Source organism: Chitinophaga sp. GbtcB8, from assembly GCF_019091455.1.
Lineage (GTDB): Bacteria > Bacteroidota > Bacteroidia > Chitinophagales > Chitinophagaceae > Chitinophaga.
This window is the reverse complement of the sequence record NZ_JAGXJN010000037.1, coordinates 1-15,882: the sequence shown is the minus strand read 5'-3', so window position 1 is coordinate 15,882 and position 15,882 is coordinate 1. Positions and strand designations below refer to the sequence as shown.

The following is a 15,882-nucleotide window of genomic DNA, read 5'->3' as shown; positions in this document are numbered from 1 at the left end:
CTTTTTTGATCTTTAAGCAGCGTGTATGCGTTAAGATTCTTTATTTTAGTACTGTTCACCCAAAACATTTAACTCATGCGTACTGTTATCATCAGCCTGTCCTTATTAGCCGCAGCCCAAACCATCTATGCCCAAACCTCCAAACGTGCCCGCGATTGGGGTATTCACATTGGCGTGCTGCCCACCGGCCAATGGAATGCAATTACCGATGTATCGGGCGTAAAAGTAGGGCAAACCACTTTAATAAAAGGAGATAACATCCGCACCGGCGTTACATCCATCATTCCGCATGAGGGAAATATTTTTCAGCAAAAAGTACCAGCCGGCATTTTTGTAGGCAATGGTTTTGGTAAGCTGGCCGGCACCACGCAGGTAATGGAGCTGGGTAACCTGGAAACACCGGTGGTGCTCACCAACACGCTGAACGTAGCTACTGCCATGGAAGCGGTGATTGAATACACGCTGCGGCAGAAAGGCAATGAAAATATACAATCCGTAAACGCAGTGGTAGGCGAAACCAATGATAGCTGGTTAAATGATATCCGCAACCACCCCGTACAAAAAACAGATGTACGCCAGGCGCTGCAAAATGCGCAATCCGGCCCGGTGGCTGAGGGGAATGTGGGTGCCGGTACAGGCACGCTTTGTTTTGGTTTCAAGGGCGGCATTGGCACAGCATCCCGTAAGCTGCCGGCTAACCTGGGCGGCTATACGGTAGGGGTGCTGGTGCAAACCAATTTTGGCGGCGTGCTGCAGATTGACGGAGCGCCGGTAGGCAAAGAGCTGGGAATATTTGAGTTCAACGATGAATTAAAGAACCGTGTAGATGGTTCCTGTATGATGGTAGTAGCCACCAATGCGCCGCTGGACAGCCGCAACCTGCAGCGTCTTGCCAAACGCGCGTTTATGGGGCTGGCAAAAACCGGCGGCATTGCCAGTAACGGCAGCGGCGATTACGTGATAGCCTTTTCCACAGCAGACTCTGTACGTATACCGTATGAGAGCAGCACCCCGGTACGGCTGGTGCCAGTGCTGCAGAATGATTATATGTCGCCATTGTTTATGGCAGCTATTGAAGCCACGGAGGAAGCCATCATTAATTCACTGTTTGCAGCAAAGACCATGACCGGGAAAGATGGGCATACCATGGAGGCATTGCCGGTGGAGAAAGTAATGGATATTTTAAAGAAATACGGACGGGTAAAGTAAGGGGAAAGCAATCTCCAGCCATTCGGGAGGTTGCTTCGCCCTCCGGGCTCGCAATGACGCGATTGACCGGTTATTTTCATATGAATAGGTAAGTATAGGATAGTTACCTGTTCCTGTTTGATTATTTTTGAAAGTGACCTAGACCAGGCTGTAGTATATACGCTATTGATTGATTTAAACTAAAACCACACCTATCAGGCGCTTTTAGGTGTTTTGTTGTTTCACGTTACAGGGAGCCCTACTTCCTACTTTTTTTATTACATAATTACCAGTTATCAACTGAAAGCAATGTGCCACGACATTGAGTGAATGCCTTATGGATTCAATTGAGAATCACGTTGCCATAATTAACGCTATTGATTTATCCATTAAATAACTATGCATGTAACAACGCGCATACCGCCTTTATTATCACAATTTAAATAGCTCCAACTTATGAAGAGTTCCACGCTCAGGCCAACACGCCATTCCCGGCGGATGTTGCTAGACCTGCTATGTAGTAAAAAATCACTGCTGCTGCCTGTAATGCTGTTATCATGCCTGCTATTATTTTCACAACAACGCAGCTTTATAACGGGGATTGTTGCCTCGTCGGAAGGGAATACCCTGCTGCCTGGTGTAACCGTGCTGGTGATGGGTACTACCAGGGGCACCATTACAAATGAAAAGGGCAAATATGTGCTGGAAGCCAGCCCGGGAGATTCCCTGGTGTTCCGTTATATCGGCTTTGTGGAAAAACATGTCAGGGTAGGCAGCCAGTCAACCATTAATATTTCCCTTGAGCCAATATCCAACCAGCTGAGTGATGTGGTAGTGGTGGCTTTTGGAACGCAGAAAAAAAGCAATATGGTAGGTTCGGTTACTACCATCAGGCCATCGGACCTTAAAGTACCATCCAGCAACCTTACGACTGCATTGGCCGGGCGGGCAGCCGGTGTAATAGCCTTTCAGCGCAGCGGAGAACCTGGCCAGGATAATGCGCAGTTCTTTATCCGCGGGGTAACCACTTTCGGATACAAAAAAGATCCTTTGATCCTGATAGATGGGGTGGAGTTATCAACCACTGACCTTGCCCGTTTACAGGTAGATGATATTGCCAGCTTCTCGATCTTAAAAGATGCCAGCGCAACCGCATTATACGGATCGCGGGCTGCCAATGGCGTAATACTGGTTACCACTAAAGAAGGCGTTGTTGGAAAAGCGCACCTTTCTTTCCGGGTAGAGAACTCTGTATCTGCTCCAACAAAAAATGTGGAGCTGGCCGATCCTGGTACCTATATGAAGCTGGCCAATGAAGCCGTGCTTACCCGCGATCCGCTGGGCGCGCTTCCTTATTCCGATGGAAAAATAGATAATACCATAGCCGGTACCAATGCGGTTGCCTATCCTGCCAATGACTGGAGAAAACTTTTGTTCAGGGACTACACCATGAACCAGCGCTTTAACCTGAATGTGAGCGGGGGCGGGGGAGTAGCCCGGTATTATGTTGCAGGATCCTATAACAGGGATAATGGTTTAATGAAAGTAGACAAGCGGAATAATTTCAATAATAACATCCGGTTAAACACCTATACCCTGCGGTCCAATGTGAATATTACGCTCACGAATACCACGGAAATGACGGTCCGCCTGAGCGGCAGCTTTGATGATTATACCGGGCCATTGGATGGCGGCGCCAGTATGTACCAAAAGGTAATGAGATCAAACCCTGTATTATTTCCCGCTTACTACCCCGTGGATGATGCCCATAAATTCGTTCACCACATTATGTTCGGGAATTATGATAACGGGCAATACATTAATCCCTATGCAGAAATGGTGAAAGGGTATAAGGATTATTCAAGGTCCCTGATGCTGGCGCAGATTGAATTAAAGCAGAACCTGAAGTTCATTACTCCGGGACTTGTTTCCAATAGTATGATAAACACCAACCGGGAATCCTATTTTGATGTGAGCCGGTTTTATAATCCTTTCTGGTATAAAATGGACGGATATGATAAATTAACGGACCGCTATTTTATTACAAACATCAATGCCAATGATGGAACGGAGTACCTGGGTTACAATGAAGGCACCAAAGCTATCAGCACCTCCCTGTATGTGCAATCCAGCTTAAATTATGACCGGGCATTCAACAAGAGCGGGGTAAGTGGCATGCTGGTATTTATGGCGCAGAGCCGGTTAAATGCAAATGCCGGCAGCCTGCAGCAATCGCTTCCTTTCAGGAACCTGGGATTATCCGGCAGGGCCACTTATGATTATGACAAGCGGTATTATGCAGAGTTCAACTTTGGTTATAATGGCTCGGAACGTTTTGATAAAAATCACCGCATGGGTTTTTTCCCTTCTTTCGGCCTTGCCTGGACAGTTTCTAACGAAAAATTCTTTGAACCCTTTAAACAGGTAGTTTCCAATTTAAGATTCAGGGGCACTTATGGCATTATTGGAAATGATGCTATCGGCTCTTCGGACGACCGCTTCTTTTACCTGTCTAATGTAAATATGAATGACCAGGGCAGGGGCGCCACTTTTGGGCGCGACCCGGGAACCTTATACAGCCTGAACGGAATATCCATCTCCCGGTATTCCAACCGGGATATTACCTGGGAAACCTCCACACAAAAGAATCTTGCGCTGGAGCTGGGCTTGTTCGATAAGCTAAATATTACGGCGGAATATTTTTCGCAATACCGGGATCATATCCTGATGGACCGTGCCGCCATACCACCTGCTGCTGGTTTTGCCGCGCCCATACGGGCTAATGTGGGGGTAGCTACTGCCGGTGGTGTTGATATTTCTATGAATTATAAACAGTTCTTCAAAAATGATTTTTGGGCATCTGTGATGGGAAATTTCACCTATGCAACCAGCAAGTTTAAAACTTATGAAGAGCCGCAGTATGATGAACCTTACCGCTATCATGTGGGGAACTCGCTGAACCAGAACTACGGATACATTGCGGAGAAATTATTTGTAGATGATGCAGAAGCAGCTAACTCCCCCAGGCAAAACTTTGGACCCTACGGAGGCGGGGATATTAAATACCTGGATGTAAACCGCGATGGCCAGATCACGCAGGCGGATATGGTGCCTATTGGCAACCCCACTGTACCTGAAATAGTATATGGCTTTGGATTTTCAATGGGGTATAAAAATTTTGATCTCTCTGCTTTTTTCCAGGGATTGGCAAATGAATCATTCTGGATAGATCCCGCTGCCACTTCGCCATTTGCGCGTTATACCTATCCGAATGAAGTGATAGGCGGCACGTTGCAGAACCAGCTGTTAAAAGCCTATGCAGATGATCATTGGTCGGAGGATAACAGGAACGTATATGCGCTTTGGCCCAGGTTAAGCCCAACGGTGAACCAGAACAATGCGCAAAACAGCACCTGGTTTATGCGGGACGGTACTTTTCTGCGCTTAAAGCAGGCTGAAATTGGTTATACGCTGCCGCTAAGGCTGCAGAAAAGGATCCATGCCTCTACCTGCCGGCTCTATGTAAATGCCACCAACCTGTTAACATTCAGCAAATTCAACCTGTGGGATGTGGAAATGGGTGGAAACGGGCTGGGATACCCGGTTCAGCGGGTATTTAATATAGGACTGAACCTGGGCTTTAATTAGCAAAAACAAAAGATCATGAAAGGAAATATTACTAAATACATTTTCATACTCATTGCATTATGCGCATTTAGTGCCTGTTCAAAATTCCTGGATGTGGTGCCGGATAATGTTGCCACGCTGGATAATGCTTTCACCACACGTATTGAGGCTAAAAAATATTTATTCACCTGTTATTCGTACATACCCAGGCATGGTGATCTGAGCGATGATCCTGCAATGCTGGCCGGAGATGAATTATGGCGCTTTGCCACAGAGACCGGTTATTTTAGCATAGCCCGGGGATTTCAGACTGTAGTAGGCCCGCTGGGCGACAGATGGGGCTTTTATTTCAGGGCCATCCGGGATTGCAATATTTTCCTGGAGAACATTGCAAAAGTACCTGACCTGGAAGAGCCGGAAAGAAGACGATGGATAGCAGAAGTGCAATTCCTGAAAGCCTATTACAATTTTTACCTGGTAATGATGTATGGGCCTATTCCCATCATGAAAACCAACCTGCCTATTAATGCAGACGGGGACCAGGTGAAGCTGCCGCGTAAACCGGTAGATTCCTGCTTTAATTATATTATACAGCTTATTAATGAAGCGTCAGACAATCTTCCGGTAACCATCATTGATCCCAACAATGAGATGGGACGCATTACACAGCCTATAGCTTTGGCGGTAAAGGCAAAAGTGCTGGTATATGCCGCCAGCCCCTTGTTTAATGGTAATGCGGATGAAGCCGGGCTTGTAGGTCCGGATGGTGTTCCGCTTTTTAATACTACTTTCTCCAAAGCAAAATGGGATTCAGCAGCAAGTGCCTGCAAAAGAGCGATAGATGTTTGCCACCAGGTAGGGCTGAAGCTGTACACCTACCATCCGGATTTTCAGCAGTTTGAGCTCTCTGATACCATCATGACCCAGCTAAGTATCAGGAACAGCATGTGTACAAGATGGAACAGCGGCATCATCTGGGCCAATACGCAAACAAATTCTTCCGCTTTCCAGGAGCTGATCACCACTTTTATAGATCCCGGTAACCGGGATATTACCCGGGTGCATGGCCAGCTATCGCCTCCATTGAACATAGCGGAAATGTTCTATTCCTCACATGGCGTACCTATCACAGAAGATAAAACATGGGATTATGCCAGCCGGTATTCCCTGAAAGTGGCCGGAGATGCTGACAAGCTTTACATCCGTAAAGATTATACCACCGCCTATCTGAACTTCAACCGGGAACCGCGGTTTTACGCTGACCTGGGTTTTGATGGCGGCATCTGGTATGGCCAGGGGCGCTACGATGATAAAAAATATTTAGACCTGTTTTACCTGGAAGCCAAATACAGGCAAAGGAACGGCTTTGGTAAACCGGACTATGGAACTATTACCGGGTACTATCTGAAAAAAGCAGTGCACTATCAGAATGTGATAGGGCCTACAGGAAATGATTATTCAGTGACCTATTATCCCTGGCCAATCATGCGCTTGGCAGGTTTATATCTTTTGTATGCAGAGGCGCTGAACGAAGCGGACGGTCCGGGAGCAGAAGTATATAATTATGTGAACATGGTGCGTGAACAGGCAGGGCTGCAATCCGTACAATCGTCCTGGAGCACCTATTCAACCAATCCTGCCAAATATGCCACACAAAAGGGGATGCGGGATATTATCCACCAGGAATCCCTGATAGAGCTTGCTTTTGAAGGACAACGGTTCTGGGACCTGCGGCGCTGGAAAGAAGCACAAACCACCTTAAACAGACCCGTTAAAGGATGGGACCTGATCCAGGAAACTGCCGGCGCTTATTACAGGCCTAAAACAATTTTTAACCAGACGTTTGGATTAAAAGATTATTTCTGGCCTATCAGTGAAAGCACCATCTCCACTGACCGGAGCCTGGTACAAAACCTTGGCTGGTAAAATCATCGCACCTAAAAAGAATAGAAATGAAACAGCTACAATATATTATTGCAACAGTCTTATTGATCATCATCAGTTATTCCTGTAAAAAAGAGCAACGGATAGATTATATGGACGCCAAAGCTCCGGCGCCGGCACAGATCAGTAATGTGAAAGTGATCCAAGAACCCGGAGGAGCTTTACTAACCTACAAAATTCCTGCAGACCCTAACCTGTCTTATGTAAAGGCAGTGTATGAAGTGCAGGCAGGTATTTTCCGCGAATCCAAAGCTTCTTACTATACAGATACGCTTCAGCTGGTTGGCTTTGGCGATACGCTTACGCACGAGGTGAAAATATATAGCGTAGGTAAGAATGAAAAAACATCTGAACCTATTTCCATCCAGGTACAGCCGCTAAGGCCCCCTGTACAATCCACATTTCTGTCACTAACACTGGGAGCCGCATTTGGCGGGGTGCAGGTGAATTTCAGGAATGAGGCTAAGGAAAACCTTGCCATTAGTGTTATGCTGGATTCTACCGGGCAAAATACCTGGACCACCATCAATACTTTTTATACCGGCGCTGCCCAGGGCAATTTTACGGTAAGGGGATTTGATACTATACCAAGGAAGTTTGCCGTGTTCGTAAGGGACCGGTGGAGCAACCGGTCAGATACCCTGATAAAAATCCTGAAGCCTATTTATGAAGCAGCCATACCCAAAAATACCTGGAGCGTAGTACGGCTGCCTACAGATACCTGGATCCAGGCAGAAGGTTATGTGATTGAACGTTTGTACGATAATAATATTACATGGGGCGGCCTGTTTGCCAGCACCAACAGCTCCGTACTGCCACAGTGGTTTACGCTGGATCTTGGGAAGAAGGTGACCATCAGCCGTTTGGTGGAGCATCAGGCAGACGGGAACCACCTGTATGCCGGTTCTGCGGTGAAAACTTTTGAGCTGTGGGGCTCCAATGATCCGGACCTGGATGGGGGATGGAACCATTGGCAATTGCTGGGCACCTTCCAGTCTTTTAAACCATCCGGCCTGCCTACCGGGCAAATTACAGATGAAGACAAGAATTATGGCTGGTTCAACGGGGAAGATTTTTCTTTTGACCATTTGCTGCCGGCCGTGCGTTTTATCCGTTTTAAAACGCTGGAAACGTATAGTATGTCGGGCCAGGTGGTAATAACGGAGCTGGATATATGGGGCCAGACAGCTCCCTGATCTTTATTATTAAAAAAGCTTTAAACAAAATCAGATGAAAAAAATAGGCTGTTATATAATAGGATTGTTTTTTGCGCAGGGTGTTTTTACATCCTGTAAAAAAATGGATCGTACCTATGAAAAATTTGTGGTGCCGGGAGGCATTACCTATACCGGAAAGGCAACATCGCCCGTGGTGCATACTGGCCGTAACCGGGTTAAAATTTCCTGGCTGAGGGGAGCGGATCCTAACATTACCAATGCAAAGATCTTCTGGAATAATTATACCGATTCTGTGAAGGTAGATATTCCGGCCAACGGGGATACCATTAGCTATATTATTAGCAATTTGCCGGAAAAGACTTATTCATTCATTATTAAAACCTATGATGCAGCAGGTCATGCTTCTGTTCCGGTAGAAATATTTGGCGCCAGTTATGGCGATGTTTACCAGGGCAGCCTGTTAAGCCGCCCTGTTGATGAGACTATCCTGGATACGGACTCCATTGCTATTAAGTGGGGAGGGGCTGATATATCCAATGGGGCCTATGCAACGGAAGTAAAGTATATCAACTCCCTGGGGCAGGAACAGATAAAACGTTTTCCGGTAACGGAGGCCACTTCAGGTATAAAGGATCTGAAAGCAGGCACCACCTATGAATACCGGACCGTATACCTTCCCGACTCTTTAAGCATAGATACTTTTTATACCGGTTTTGTGAAGGAAAACAAAGGCTTTTTACTGAATCAGAAAGATTGGCAGATCATTGATTTTTCCACGCAGCATCCGGGAGATGAAAATTTAGTAACGCATGTGATAGATGGCAATCCTGGCACCCGCTGGCATTCATGGGTAGGAAATTCATCTTATCCATATCATTTTTTTACGGTGGATATGGGCGCGCTGAGAACTATCACATCGTTCAAATTATATAGAATGACAGGGGATGACCGGGCATGTGATACCTTCCAGATGCTGGTAAGCGCTGATAATATTACCTGGACGGATGTTGGAACATTTAATTTTAACCGTACCATTGACGATGGGCAATCCTATAACATCCCACCCGGTTCAAGGGCAAGATATTTTAAGCTGATAGGTTTAACAGGACCTCAGTCGTATATCGTTTTAGGGGATATCAGTGCTTATGGTATGCAATAGGTTTAAAATTTAAATCGCGTCATTGCGAGGAAAGGACTCCTCGCAATGACGCGATTGATTGGTATATAAATTCAAAAAAATCATGAGTATGTTGATAAAGACAACCGCGCTGCTTTTTGCTTTATTGATCTCATTTTCTGCACATGCGCAGCATTCAGCCAAGCCGGATGATTACCAGGTTGCAGTTTATTATTTTCCTAATTACCATCCTGATAGCATCAATGCAAAATGGCATGGTAAGGGATGGACGGAGTGGGAGCTTGTAAAGGCTGCCAAACCCCGGTTTAAGGGACATGAGCAGCCGAAGGTGCCTGCGTGGGGGTATTTTAACGAAGCAGATCCCAAATGGGCAGCAAAGGAAATTGATATCGCCGCAAACAATGGTATTGATTGTTTTATCTATGACTGGTACTGGTACAGTAATACGGGTCAATATTTACAGGAAGGATTGGAAAAAGGCTTTTTACAGGCGCCCAACCGTAACCGCTTAAAATTTGCAATTATGTGGGCCAATCATGACTGGCTCAATATACAGCCGGCTACTTTTGATAATAACCGGGTAGCATTAACACAGGGCGAGGTGTCTATGCCGTTATGGGATACCATATCCAGCTATATCGTTGACAAGTATTTCAAACAACCCAATTACTGGCTGATTGATGGTAAGCCTTATTTTTCCATTTATGAGATCATCACTTTTATCAATGGATTTGGAAGCATTCAGGAAACACAAAGGGCCATTGAAATGCTGGACGAAAAAACAAAAAAGGCAGGATTTCCCGGCGTGCATTTAAATATAATGAGCTGGATGCTCAATGAAAATTTTGTCAGGCAAATACAGGGAAACGATCCGCCGGCGGATATAAAAGATCTTTTAAAAAAGCTCAGCTGCGAAAGTGTCTCAACTTACTGTTATCTCCATCATTACAATGCGGGTCAGGATGGCTTTCCTACTATACCCATTGAAAAGCCATTTGCAGCAATGAAAAAATACTGGATTGATTTTGTTAGTGAATATCCTGATGTATTATATACACCGAATGTATCTATGGGCTGGGATGCAAGCCCACGCTGTATGCAAACGGATAAATTTGCGCAGGGAAATTATCCCTGGACCCCGGTATTTACAGGAAACACACCGGCAGCCTTTCAGCAACAGCTGCTGGAAGCCAGAAACTTTTTGAATAGCTATCATCCAAAACATAAAATTGTTGTACTCAATTCCTGGAATGAATGGACAGAAGGCAGCTATCTTTTGCCGGAAAAAAAGTACGGGGACGCATATCTGAAAGCAATAAAAGCGGTTTTTTAACATGTGCACCACATCTTTTGAAGATCTTCCCGGCAGCATTGCACTGGGATCAGAAGATATTATCCTTAGTGATCATCATTTCTGGGGAGGATTGCGTACCTCTATGGAGCTTACCAGGATCTGCGAAGCTTTTGGCCGCGACCTTTCCATGCATTCCAACAGTCATTTGGGTATTTCGCTGGCAGCAATGGTGCACCTGGGTGCAGCGCTTCCACGGCTACCTTATGCCCTGGATACGCACTACCCCTGGCAATCAGAGGAGGTAGTTGTTGGGGGAAGGCTCCGGTTTGAGGATGGCGCTGTAATGGTTCCCAACGGACCAGGATTGGGCGTAGAGCTGGACAGGCAGGCACTGGAAAAGCTGCACCAGAATTACCTGGACTGTGGTTTAACTAAACGGGATGATGAGATAGAAATGCAAAAGCGGGTACCGGGATGGGGCTTTAAGATGGTGCGGTGGTAAAGAGAGCCGCTGCAAAAAATACCGTAATTTCATATACCGACTGCGCCCGCTAAATGGTAGTATATGTTATTTTTTGGCATCCGGCTTAACCTCGTGATCTTTTGTATTATCCTGCTGGAGATCATTATTTTTTGTAACCAGTTACAGACCTTCCTGGCCAGGCGCCATGAAAAAGAACGGCTATGGCACCTGATACTGGTAGGCCTGTTAATATTATATAACCTGGCAGAGAATCTCATGATCCTGCCGGACCCGCATATACCTGTACCCATTACCCTGCAGATCATTATTAACCAGGGTTTCGGTTACCTGGTAACCGCTTACATGCCGTATTATTGTGTAAAAACAACGCGGCTGCAGGGATTGGAATTTCACCGTAAATACGGATTCCTGTTCCTGGTAGTGCCTTTTTTAGTTTTTTTTGTTTGTTATTTTCCTGTTACCCATGATCTTCCCAATACCTTATTATATACCTATATTATTACGGCCTCCTATGCCTGTTACGCCCTGTTTGACCTGGCCAGAGTACTTATAAAAACCCATCGCAGGGAAAAGAACTGGCCTGTTTTCCGGGAAAGGCTCTGGATCTATGCCTCCCTGTTTTTCTGGTGCAGCTCCCCGGTGATAGGCGTTTTCCTGGAACAGCCTAACTGGGTGGTGGGCGTGTTCAATAATATTGTGTTCATGTTGTTGAATGTAACGCTGCTGCGGCAAACCGTTCAAAAATCCAAAGAAGAGTACATACAGCTACAGCAATACGCCCTGAACCTGGAAAAGGAAGTGGACAAACAAACGGCCGCGCTCAAGAGGTCCAATGAGCAAAGGACCCATGCCTTTGTGAACCTGGTGCATGAAACCAAAACGCCCATCACCCTCATGAATAACTACCTGGAAGAGTATATCCAGAAACAAGGTTATAATGAGGACCTGCTGATCGTAAAGCGGAACCTGGCCAAGCTGAATAATGATATCAGCAACCTGTTTGACCTGGAGCGGTACGATAAGGGGCTGCCCATTTATAACTATGCACAGGTGATCAGCTTTAGCCAGGTGGTAACAGATAACCTGATACTGTTCCGGAACTACTGCCGTAAGAAGAAGCTGACCCTGAAAGAAAATGTAGCGCAGGATCTGCTCATGAAGGCTGATCCCGAAGCGGTAAGCCGTATTGTAGTGAACCTGGTGGAGAATGCCATTAAATATACTGAGGAAGGAGGTGAGATCAGCGTTTCCCTGGAAGCATCCGGCAACCAGCTGCGCTTTACGGTGCAGGATAATGGCATAGGCATTGAGCCGGGACTGCAGAAAAAGATCTTTGAGCCCTATTACCAGATCAATATGCAAAAGAAAAGTGCCCAGGGTATGGGCCTGGGCATGCCGATGCTTAAAAAGATCGTGGACAGCCTGCAGGGGAAGATCCTCATTGACAGCAATCCCCAAAAGCAGAAAGGCACCCGCATTACAGTGCTGCTGAACCGGCATGTGCTTAGCAAAAATGAGGCGGTAGCGGATGACTTTAAGATCAGCACATCTTCCGGGCTGGAAGTGTCGGACTTTAACATCAGCGATACCAGCTATGATCTCCGCAAGCAAACCATTCTGCTGGTAGAGGATAACCAGGCCATGATCAGCTATCTGCTAAAAAAGCTGAAGGAGAAATATAATGTATGCGTGGCATTTAATGGTAATGAAGCCCTGAGAAAAGTAAAGAGCTACCCGGTTCCGCCTGACCTGATCATTTCTGATGTGATGATGGATAAGGTAGATGGGTTCAAATTTGCCCGCATTATTTCCGAAAGCCCGGACTATAATCATATCCCGTTTATTTTCCTGTCGGCTAAGTTCACCAATAAAGACAAGCTGGAAGGGTTGAAGCTGGGCGCCCTGGATTATATACCCAAACCTTTTCGCATGGAAGAGCTGATCCAGAAGATCAATTCCGTGCTGGATAATGCTCTTAGGCAGAAAAAAAGCCTGTTAAACAATACCATCAGGGCCTTGCAGAAAGTAGAGAACCTGGATCTTAAACAGGCCTCCGGCAGTTTTGAGCTCAACTGCAGCCAGTATAATCTTACCACCCGGGAGGTGGATATAGCCCGGTTAATTTGCGGGGGACATTCCTATAAAGAAATAGGAGATAACCTGTTCATTGCCGAACGGACGGTTAAAAAACACGTGCAAAACATATTTGAAAAAGCCAGTGTGTCTAATAAGGTACAGCTTATAAATAAGCTGCAGGCATAATTGCTATACATTGCAAGCAAAATTTAATCCCGCCAGGCATCCCATGAAACCCTTACTGGCAGCGGATACTACTAATTTATGCGTATAAAAATAGTACCAAGTCCTTATTGCCTTTTTCTTCCCAAGGCATGAAATTGCCCTTATTCCGCGTGCCGGAACCAGCGCCCATCAACCAGTATAAAAACCATCCCCATGCGTTTGTCCGAGAAAGAAGTAACTGAACAACCCTCGTTTGAGGTGCTGAAATCCATTTTTCATACCACCCTGCATGAAATTGGTGTGCCTATTAATGGGGTGGTAACTGCAGCCACCTTTTTGAAACGGGAGATAGAGAATGGAGATCCGGCGTTTGTACAGGAGCTTTTACAAATGATATTCTCCGCAGCCAATAACCTGAATGAGATCTTTGAACGGGTGAGAGAGGTAGTAAGGCAGGAAAACCAGCAAAAGTTTCAAATTATGGAAACCTATTTTGATTTCAGGAAATGGCTGGATAATGTGCTGTTATCCATGTCGGCCCTTTTTATGGACAAAACAATCTCGGTAGTAAAGCAGGTACCCAAAGATTTCCCGTCTTTTATTTATGTTGATAAGGTGTACCTGACCCAGATCGTCTACAATTTACTTATGAATGCCTTAAAATATAGTCCGCCCGGTACGGTGGTATCTGTTACCTGTTTTACGGATGCTGACAGGTTTAGTATAGAGATCACGGACCAGGGCATTGGCATTTCCACCGCCGAGCTGCCGCTGATCTTCCAGGAATACCGGCAGCTGGCCAATGGGTTTAAAACCCAGCTGGGAGGCATTGGCCTGGGGCTTTCTATAATAAAGAGCTTAACGGAAGCCATGGACGGTGTAATTACTGTAAAAAGTGAGATTGGTGTAGGGAGTACGTTTACGGTTAGCTTTCCACTAAGATCTGAGCCGGCCTGAGTCCATTGGGAGTTAATCTGAGAGGGTGCTTAGGGGAGATGATTAAGGCAATACTGCGGGTATGATTAGCAAGAGCCTTTAGGATCAAGGGGTGGATGGGTGTATTTTACGGCGGGTGTTATTTAACATAATGTAAATTATAGGGTAAATATGCCTCGGATTGAAGAATAGTCCGGCTTGTGCCATTACCAGTATTTTACCGGATATTTGAACAGAATTTAATAATTAGAAGTCACTACAAACTCAACAAATTTTTTATGTCAGGAGGAAATGCTAGGTTAATTCGCTTTTCCTGATCAAGCCGCAAAGCCACCTTCCCCCAACAAAAATTTGCGTAGCTAAATAACTACACATATATTGGTAGTCAAATAGCTACACAAGGAACCTCAGACGAGATGTATCCCAGGCCATCGCTGACCCCACAAGAAGGACTATCCACCTACTGGTAGCCTCACAATCCATGACAGCCGGCGCAATTGCCTCCAACTTCGATACCGCACGACCAACTGTTTCAAAACATTTGCAAATACTCACTGAGTGCGAATTATTGGAACAAAAACAAAACGGCCGGGAAATTTACTATTACATCAATGCAAAAAAAATGAAAGAAGTAGCCGACTTTATCGAACCATTCCGCAAAATGTGGGATGACCGCTTTAATAAGCTGGAAAACATCATGAAAGCCTACAAACCGAAAAAATAGAAGTATGGAGCAAAAAACAAAGATCAATGCCGAAGAAGGCAAACAGGATCTGGTGAACACAAGGGAATTTGAGCTGCCATTAGAATTGCTTTTTAAAGCGTATGAGGACCCGGAAATTATTGAGCAATGGATGGGGACAAAAGAGCTGAAGCTTGAAAACAAAAATCATGGCAGCTGGCGCTTTGAAACAAGCAATGAGAAGGCAAACATGGTATTTCAGCTCAATGGAGTGATCCATGAGTTTAGCCCGAATCAGCGGATCATCCGGACCTTTGAAATGGATAATGTGCCTTTTGGCGTCCAGCTTGAGTTCCTGGAGTTTGAAAAGCTTACTGATGACACCAGCAAGCTCACTATGCATATAGTATACAGATCCGCTGCGATCAGGGACGAGGTATTAAAGCTCCCATTCACTTATGGAATAAATATGGCACATAACCAATTGGAAAAAGTCCTAAGCAAACTAAAATAACATCCCATGACCAAAAGAAATAAAATCATTTATTGGATCGCTACCATCTGGCTTTCTTTAGGAATGCTATCAACCGGAATGGTACAATTACTCAGAATGAAAGCGGAAGGCGCAGTGGCTCCGCCAGGAGTAGATGGTATTGTACGTTTGGGCTATCCCGTCTATTTTCTAACCATACTGGGCGCCTGGAAAATTCTGGGAGTGATAGCATTGCTTATTCCTGGATTTCCTTTACTAAATGAATGGGCGTATGCAGGCTTTTTCTTCATCATGTCAGGAGCGATATTTTCACATATCGGTTCCGGTAGCTCCGTGAATGAAATATTTCCCTCATTGTTACTCCTGGTCCTGACAGTGGTATCCTGGTACTTCAGACCTGCGGATAGAAAAGTTATTCAACTGGGATAATATAAAACATATGAAAAAGAAGCTGTCCTCTGAGCAACATGAAAAACTGCTCAAATTATTAAAGACCCGTTTTGAGAAGAACATGAACCGCCATAAAGGGCTGGAATGGGCTAAGGTACAGGCAAAGCTGGACGCTAATCCTGAAAAGCTTTGGTCGCTTAATGAAATGGAAAACACTGGTGGTGAGCCGGATGTTGTTGATTATGATAAAAAAACGGGCGAATATATTTTTTATGATTGTTCAGCAG

The 15,882-nt window shown here is 45.4% G+C and carries 12 protein-coding genes and 1 pseudogene; all 13 read left to right on the top strand.

Annotation, left to right across the window (positions count from 1 at the left end):
- Nucleotides 1–75: 75 nt before the first annotated feature.
- Nucleotides 76–1,209, top strand: a complete 1,134-nt coding sequence (locus KVT36_RS25315; RefSeq protein ID WP_217606236.1) for a P1 family peptidase — start codon at nucleotides 76–78, stop codon at nucleotides 1,207–1,209.
- A 435-nt stretch (nucleotides 1,210–1,644) separates the two neighbouring features.
- Nucleotides 1,645–4,836, top strand: a complete 3,192-nt coding sequence (locus tag KVT36_RS25310; protein WP_254640193.1) for a TonB-dependent receptor — start codon at nucleotides 1,645–1,647, stop codon at nucleotides 4,834–4,836.
- A gap of 15 nt (nucleotides 4,837–4,851) precedes the next feature.
- Nucleotides 4,852–6,741, top strand: a complete 1,890-nt coding sequence (locus KVT36_RS25305; RefSeq protein WP_217606235.1) for a RagB/SusD family nutrient uptake outer membrane protein — start codon at nucleotides 4,852–4,854, stop codon at nucleotides 6,739–6,741.
- A 26-nt stretch (nucleotides 6,742–6,767) separates the two neighbouring features.
- A complete protein-coding gene (locus KVT36_RS25300) occupies nucleotides 6,768–7,955 on the top strand; it encodes a DUF5000 domain-containing lipoprotein (RefSeq protein WP_217606234.1) in 1,188 nt (395 codons plus the stop codon).
- A gap of 34 nt (nucleotides 7,956–7,989) precedes the next feature.
- Nucleotides 7,990–9,096 (top strand): DUF4998 domain-containing protein, encoded by a 1,107-nt coding sequence (locus KVT36_RS25295; protein ID WP_217606233.1) that lies wholly within the window; start codon nucleotides 7,990–7,992, stop codon nucleotides 9,094–9,096.
- Nucleotides 9,097–9,184: 88 nt separating this feature from the next.
- On the top strand, nucleotides 9,185–10,408 hold the full coding sequence (locus tag KVT36_RS25290; RefSeq protein WP_217606232.1) for a glycoside hydrolase family 99-like domain-containing protein: 1,224 nt from the start codon (nucleotides 9,185–9,187) through the stop codon (nucleotides 10,406–10,408).
- Between the two features lies 1 nt (nucleotide 10,409).
- On the top strand, nucleotides 10,410–10,871 hold the full coding sequence (locus KVT36_RS25285; RefSeq protein ID WP_254640192.1) for an enolase C-terminal domain-like protein: 462 nt from the start codon (nucleotides 10,410–10,412) through the stop codon (nucleotides 10,869–10,871).
- A 63-nt stretch (nucleotides 10,872–10,934) separates the two neighbouring features.
- Nucleotides 10,935–13,115, top strand: a complete 2,181-nt coding sequence (locus KVT36_RS25280; RefSeq protein ID WP_217606231.1) for an ATP-binding protein — start codon at nucleotides 10,935–10,937, stop codon at nucleotides 13,113–13,115.
- Between the two features lie 192 nt (nucleotides 13,116–13,307).
- On the top strand, nucleotides 13,308–14,051 hold the full coding sequence (locus tag KVT36_RS25275) for a HAMP domain-containing sensor histidine kinase (protein ID WP_217606230.1): 744 nt from the start codon (nucleotides 13,308–13,310) through the stop codon (nucleotides 14,049–14,051).
- Nucleotides 14,052–14,433: 382 nt separating this feature from the next.
- A pseudogene (locus KVT36_RS25270) lies at nucleotides 14,434–14,754 on the top strand (ArsR/SmtB family transcription factor); the annotation flags it as partial.
- Between the two features lie 4 nt (nucleotides 14,755–14,758).
- Nucleotides 14,759–15,226, top strand: coding sequence for an SRPBCC domain-containing protein (locus tag KVT36_RS25265; RefSeq protein ID WP_217606229.1), 468 nt, complete (start codon nucleotides 14,759–14,761; stop codon nucleotides 15,224–15,226).
- Between the two features lie 6 nt (nucleotides 15,227–15,232).
- Nucleotides 15,233–15,634 (top strand): DoxX family protein, encoded by a 402-nt coding sequence (locus KVT36_RS25260; RefSeq protein WP_217606228.1) that lies wholly within the window; start codon nucleotides 15,233–15,235, stop codon nucleotides 15,632–15,634.
- Nucleotides 15,635–15,644: 10 nt separating this feature from the next.
- On the top strand, nucleotides 15,645–15,882 hold a 238-nt coding region (locus tag KVT36_RS25255), incomplete at its 3' end, for a DUF4256 domain-containing protein (protein ID WP_254640191.1).

Bases quoted from the DNA above. Each gene is read 5' to 3' on its own strand.
- KVT36_RS25315 (WP_217606236.1), top strand. From the start codon at position 76: ATGCGTACTGTTATCATCAGCCTGTCCTTATTAGCCGCAGCCCAAACC.
- KVT36_RS25310 (WP_254640193.1), top strand. From the start codon at position 1,645: ATGAAGAGTTCCACGCTCAGGCCAACACGCCATTCCCGGCGGATGTTG.
- KVT36_RS25305 (WP_217606235.1), top strand. From the start codon at position 4,852: ATGAAAGGAAATATTACTAAATACATTTTCATACTCATTGCATTATGC.
- KVT36_RS25300 (WP_217606234.1), top strand. From the start codon at position 6,768: ATGAAACAGCTACAATATATTATTGCAACAGTCTTATTGATCATCATC.
- KVT36_RS25295 (WP_217606233.1), top strand. From the start codon at position 7,990: ATGAAAAAAATAGGCTGTTATATAATAGGATTGTTTTTTGCGCAGGGT.
- KVT36_RS25290 (WP_217606232.1), top strand. From the start codon at position 9,185: ATGTTGATAAAGACAACCGCGCTGCTTTTTGCTTTATTGATCTCATTT.
- KVT36_RS25285 (WP_254640192.1), top strand. From the start codon at position 10,410: ATGTGCACCACATCTTTTGAAGATCTTCCCGGCAGCATTGCACTGGGA.
- KVT36_RS25280 (WP_217606231.1), top strand. From the start codon at position 10,935: ATGTTATTTTTTGGCATCCGGCTTAACCTCGTGATCTTTTGTATTATC.
- KVT36_RS25275 (WP_217606230.1), top strand. From the start codon at position 13,308: ATGCGTTTGTCCGAGAAAGAAGTAACTGAACAACCCTCGTTTGAGGTG.
- KVT36_RS25265 (WP_217606229.1), top strand. From the start codon at position 14,759: ATGGAGCAAAAAACAAAGATCAATGCCGAAGAAGGCAAACAGGATCTG.
- KVT36_RS25260 (WP_217606228.1), top strand. From the start codon at position 15,233: ATGACCAAAAGAAATAAAATCATTTATTGGATCGCTACCATCTGGCTT.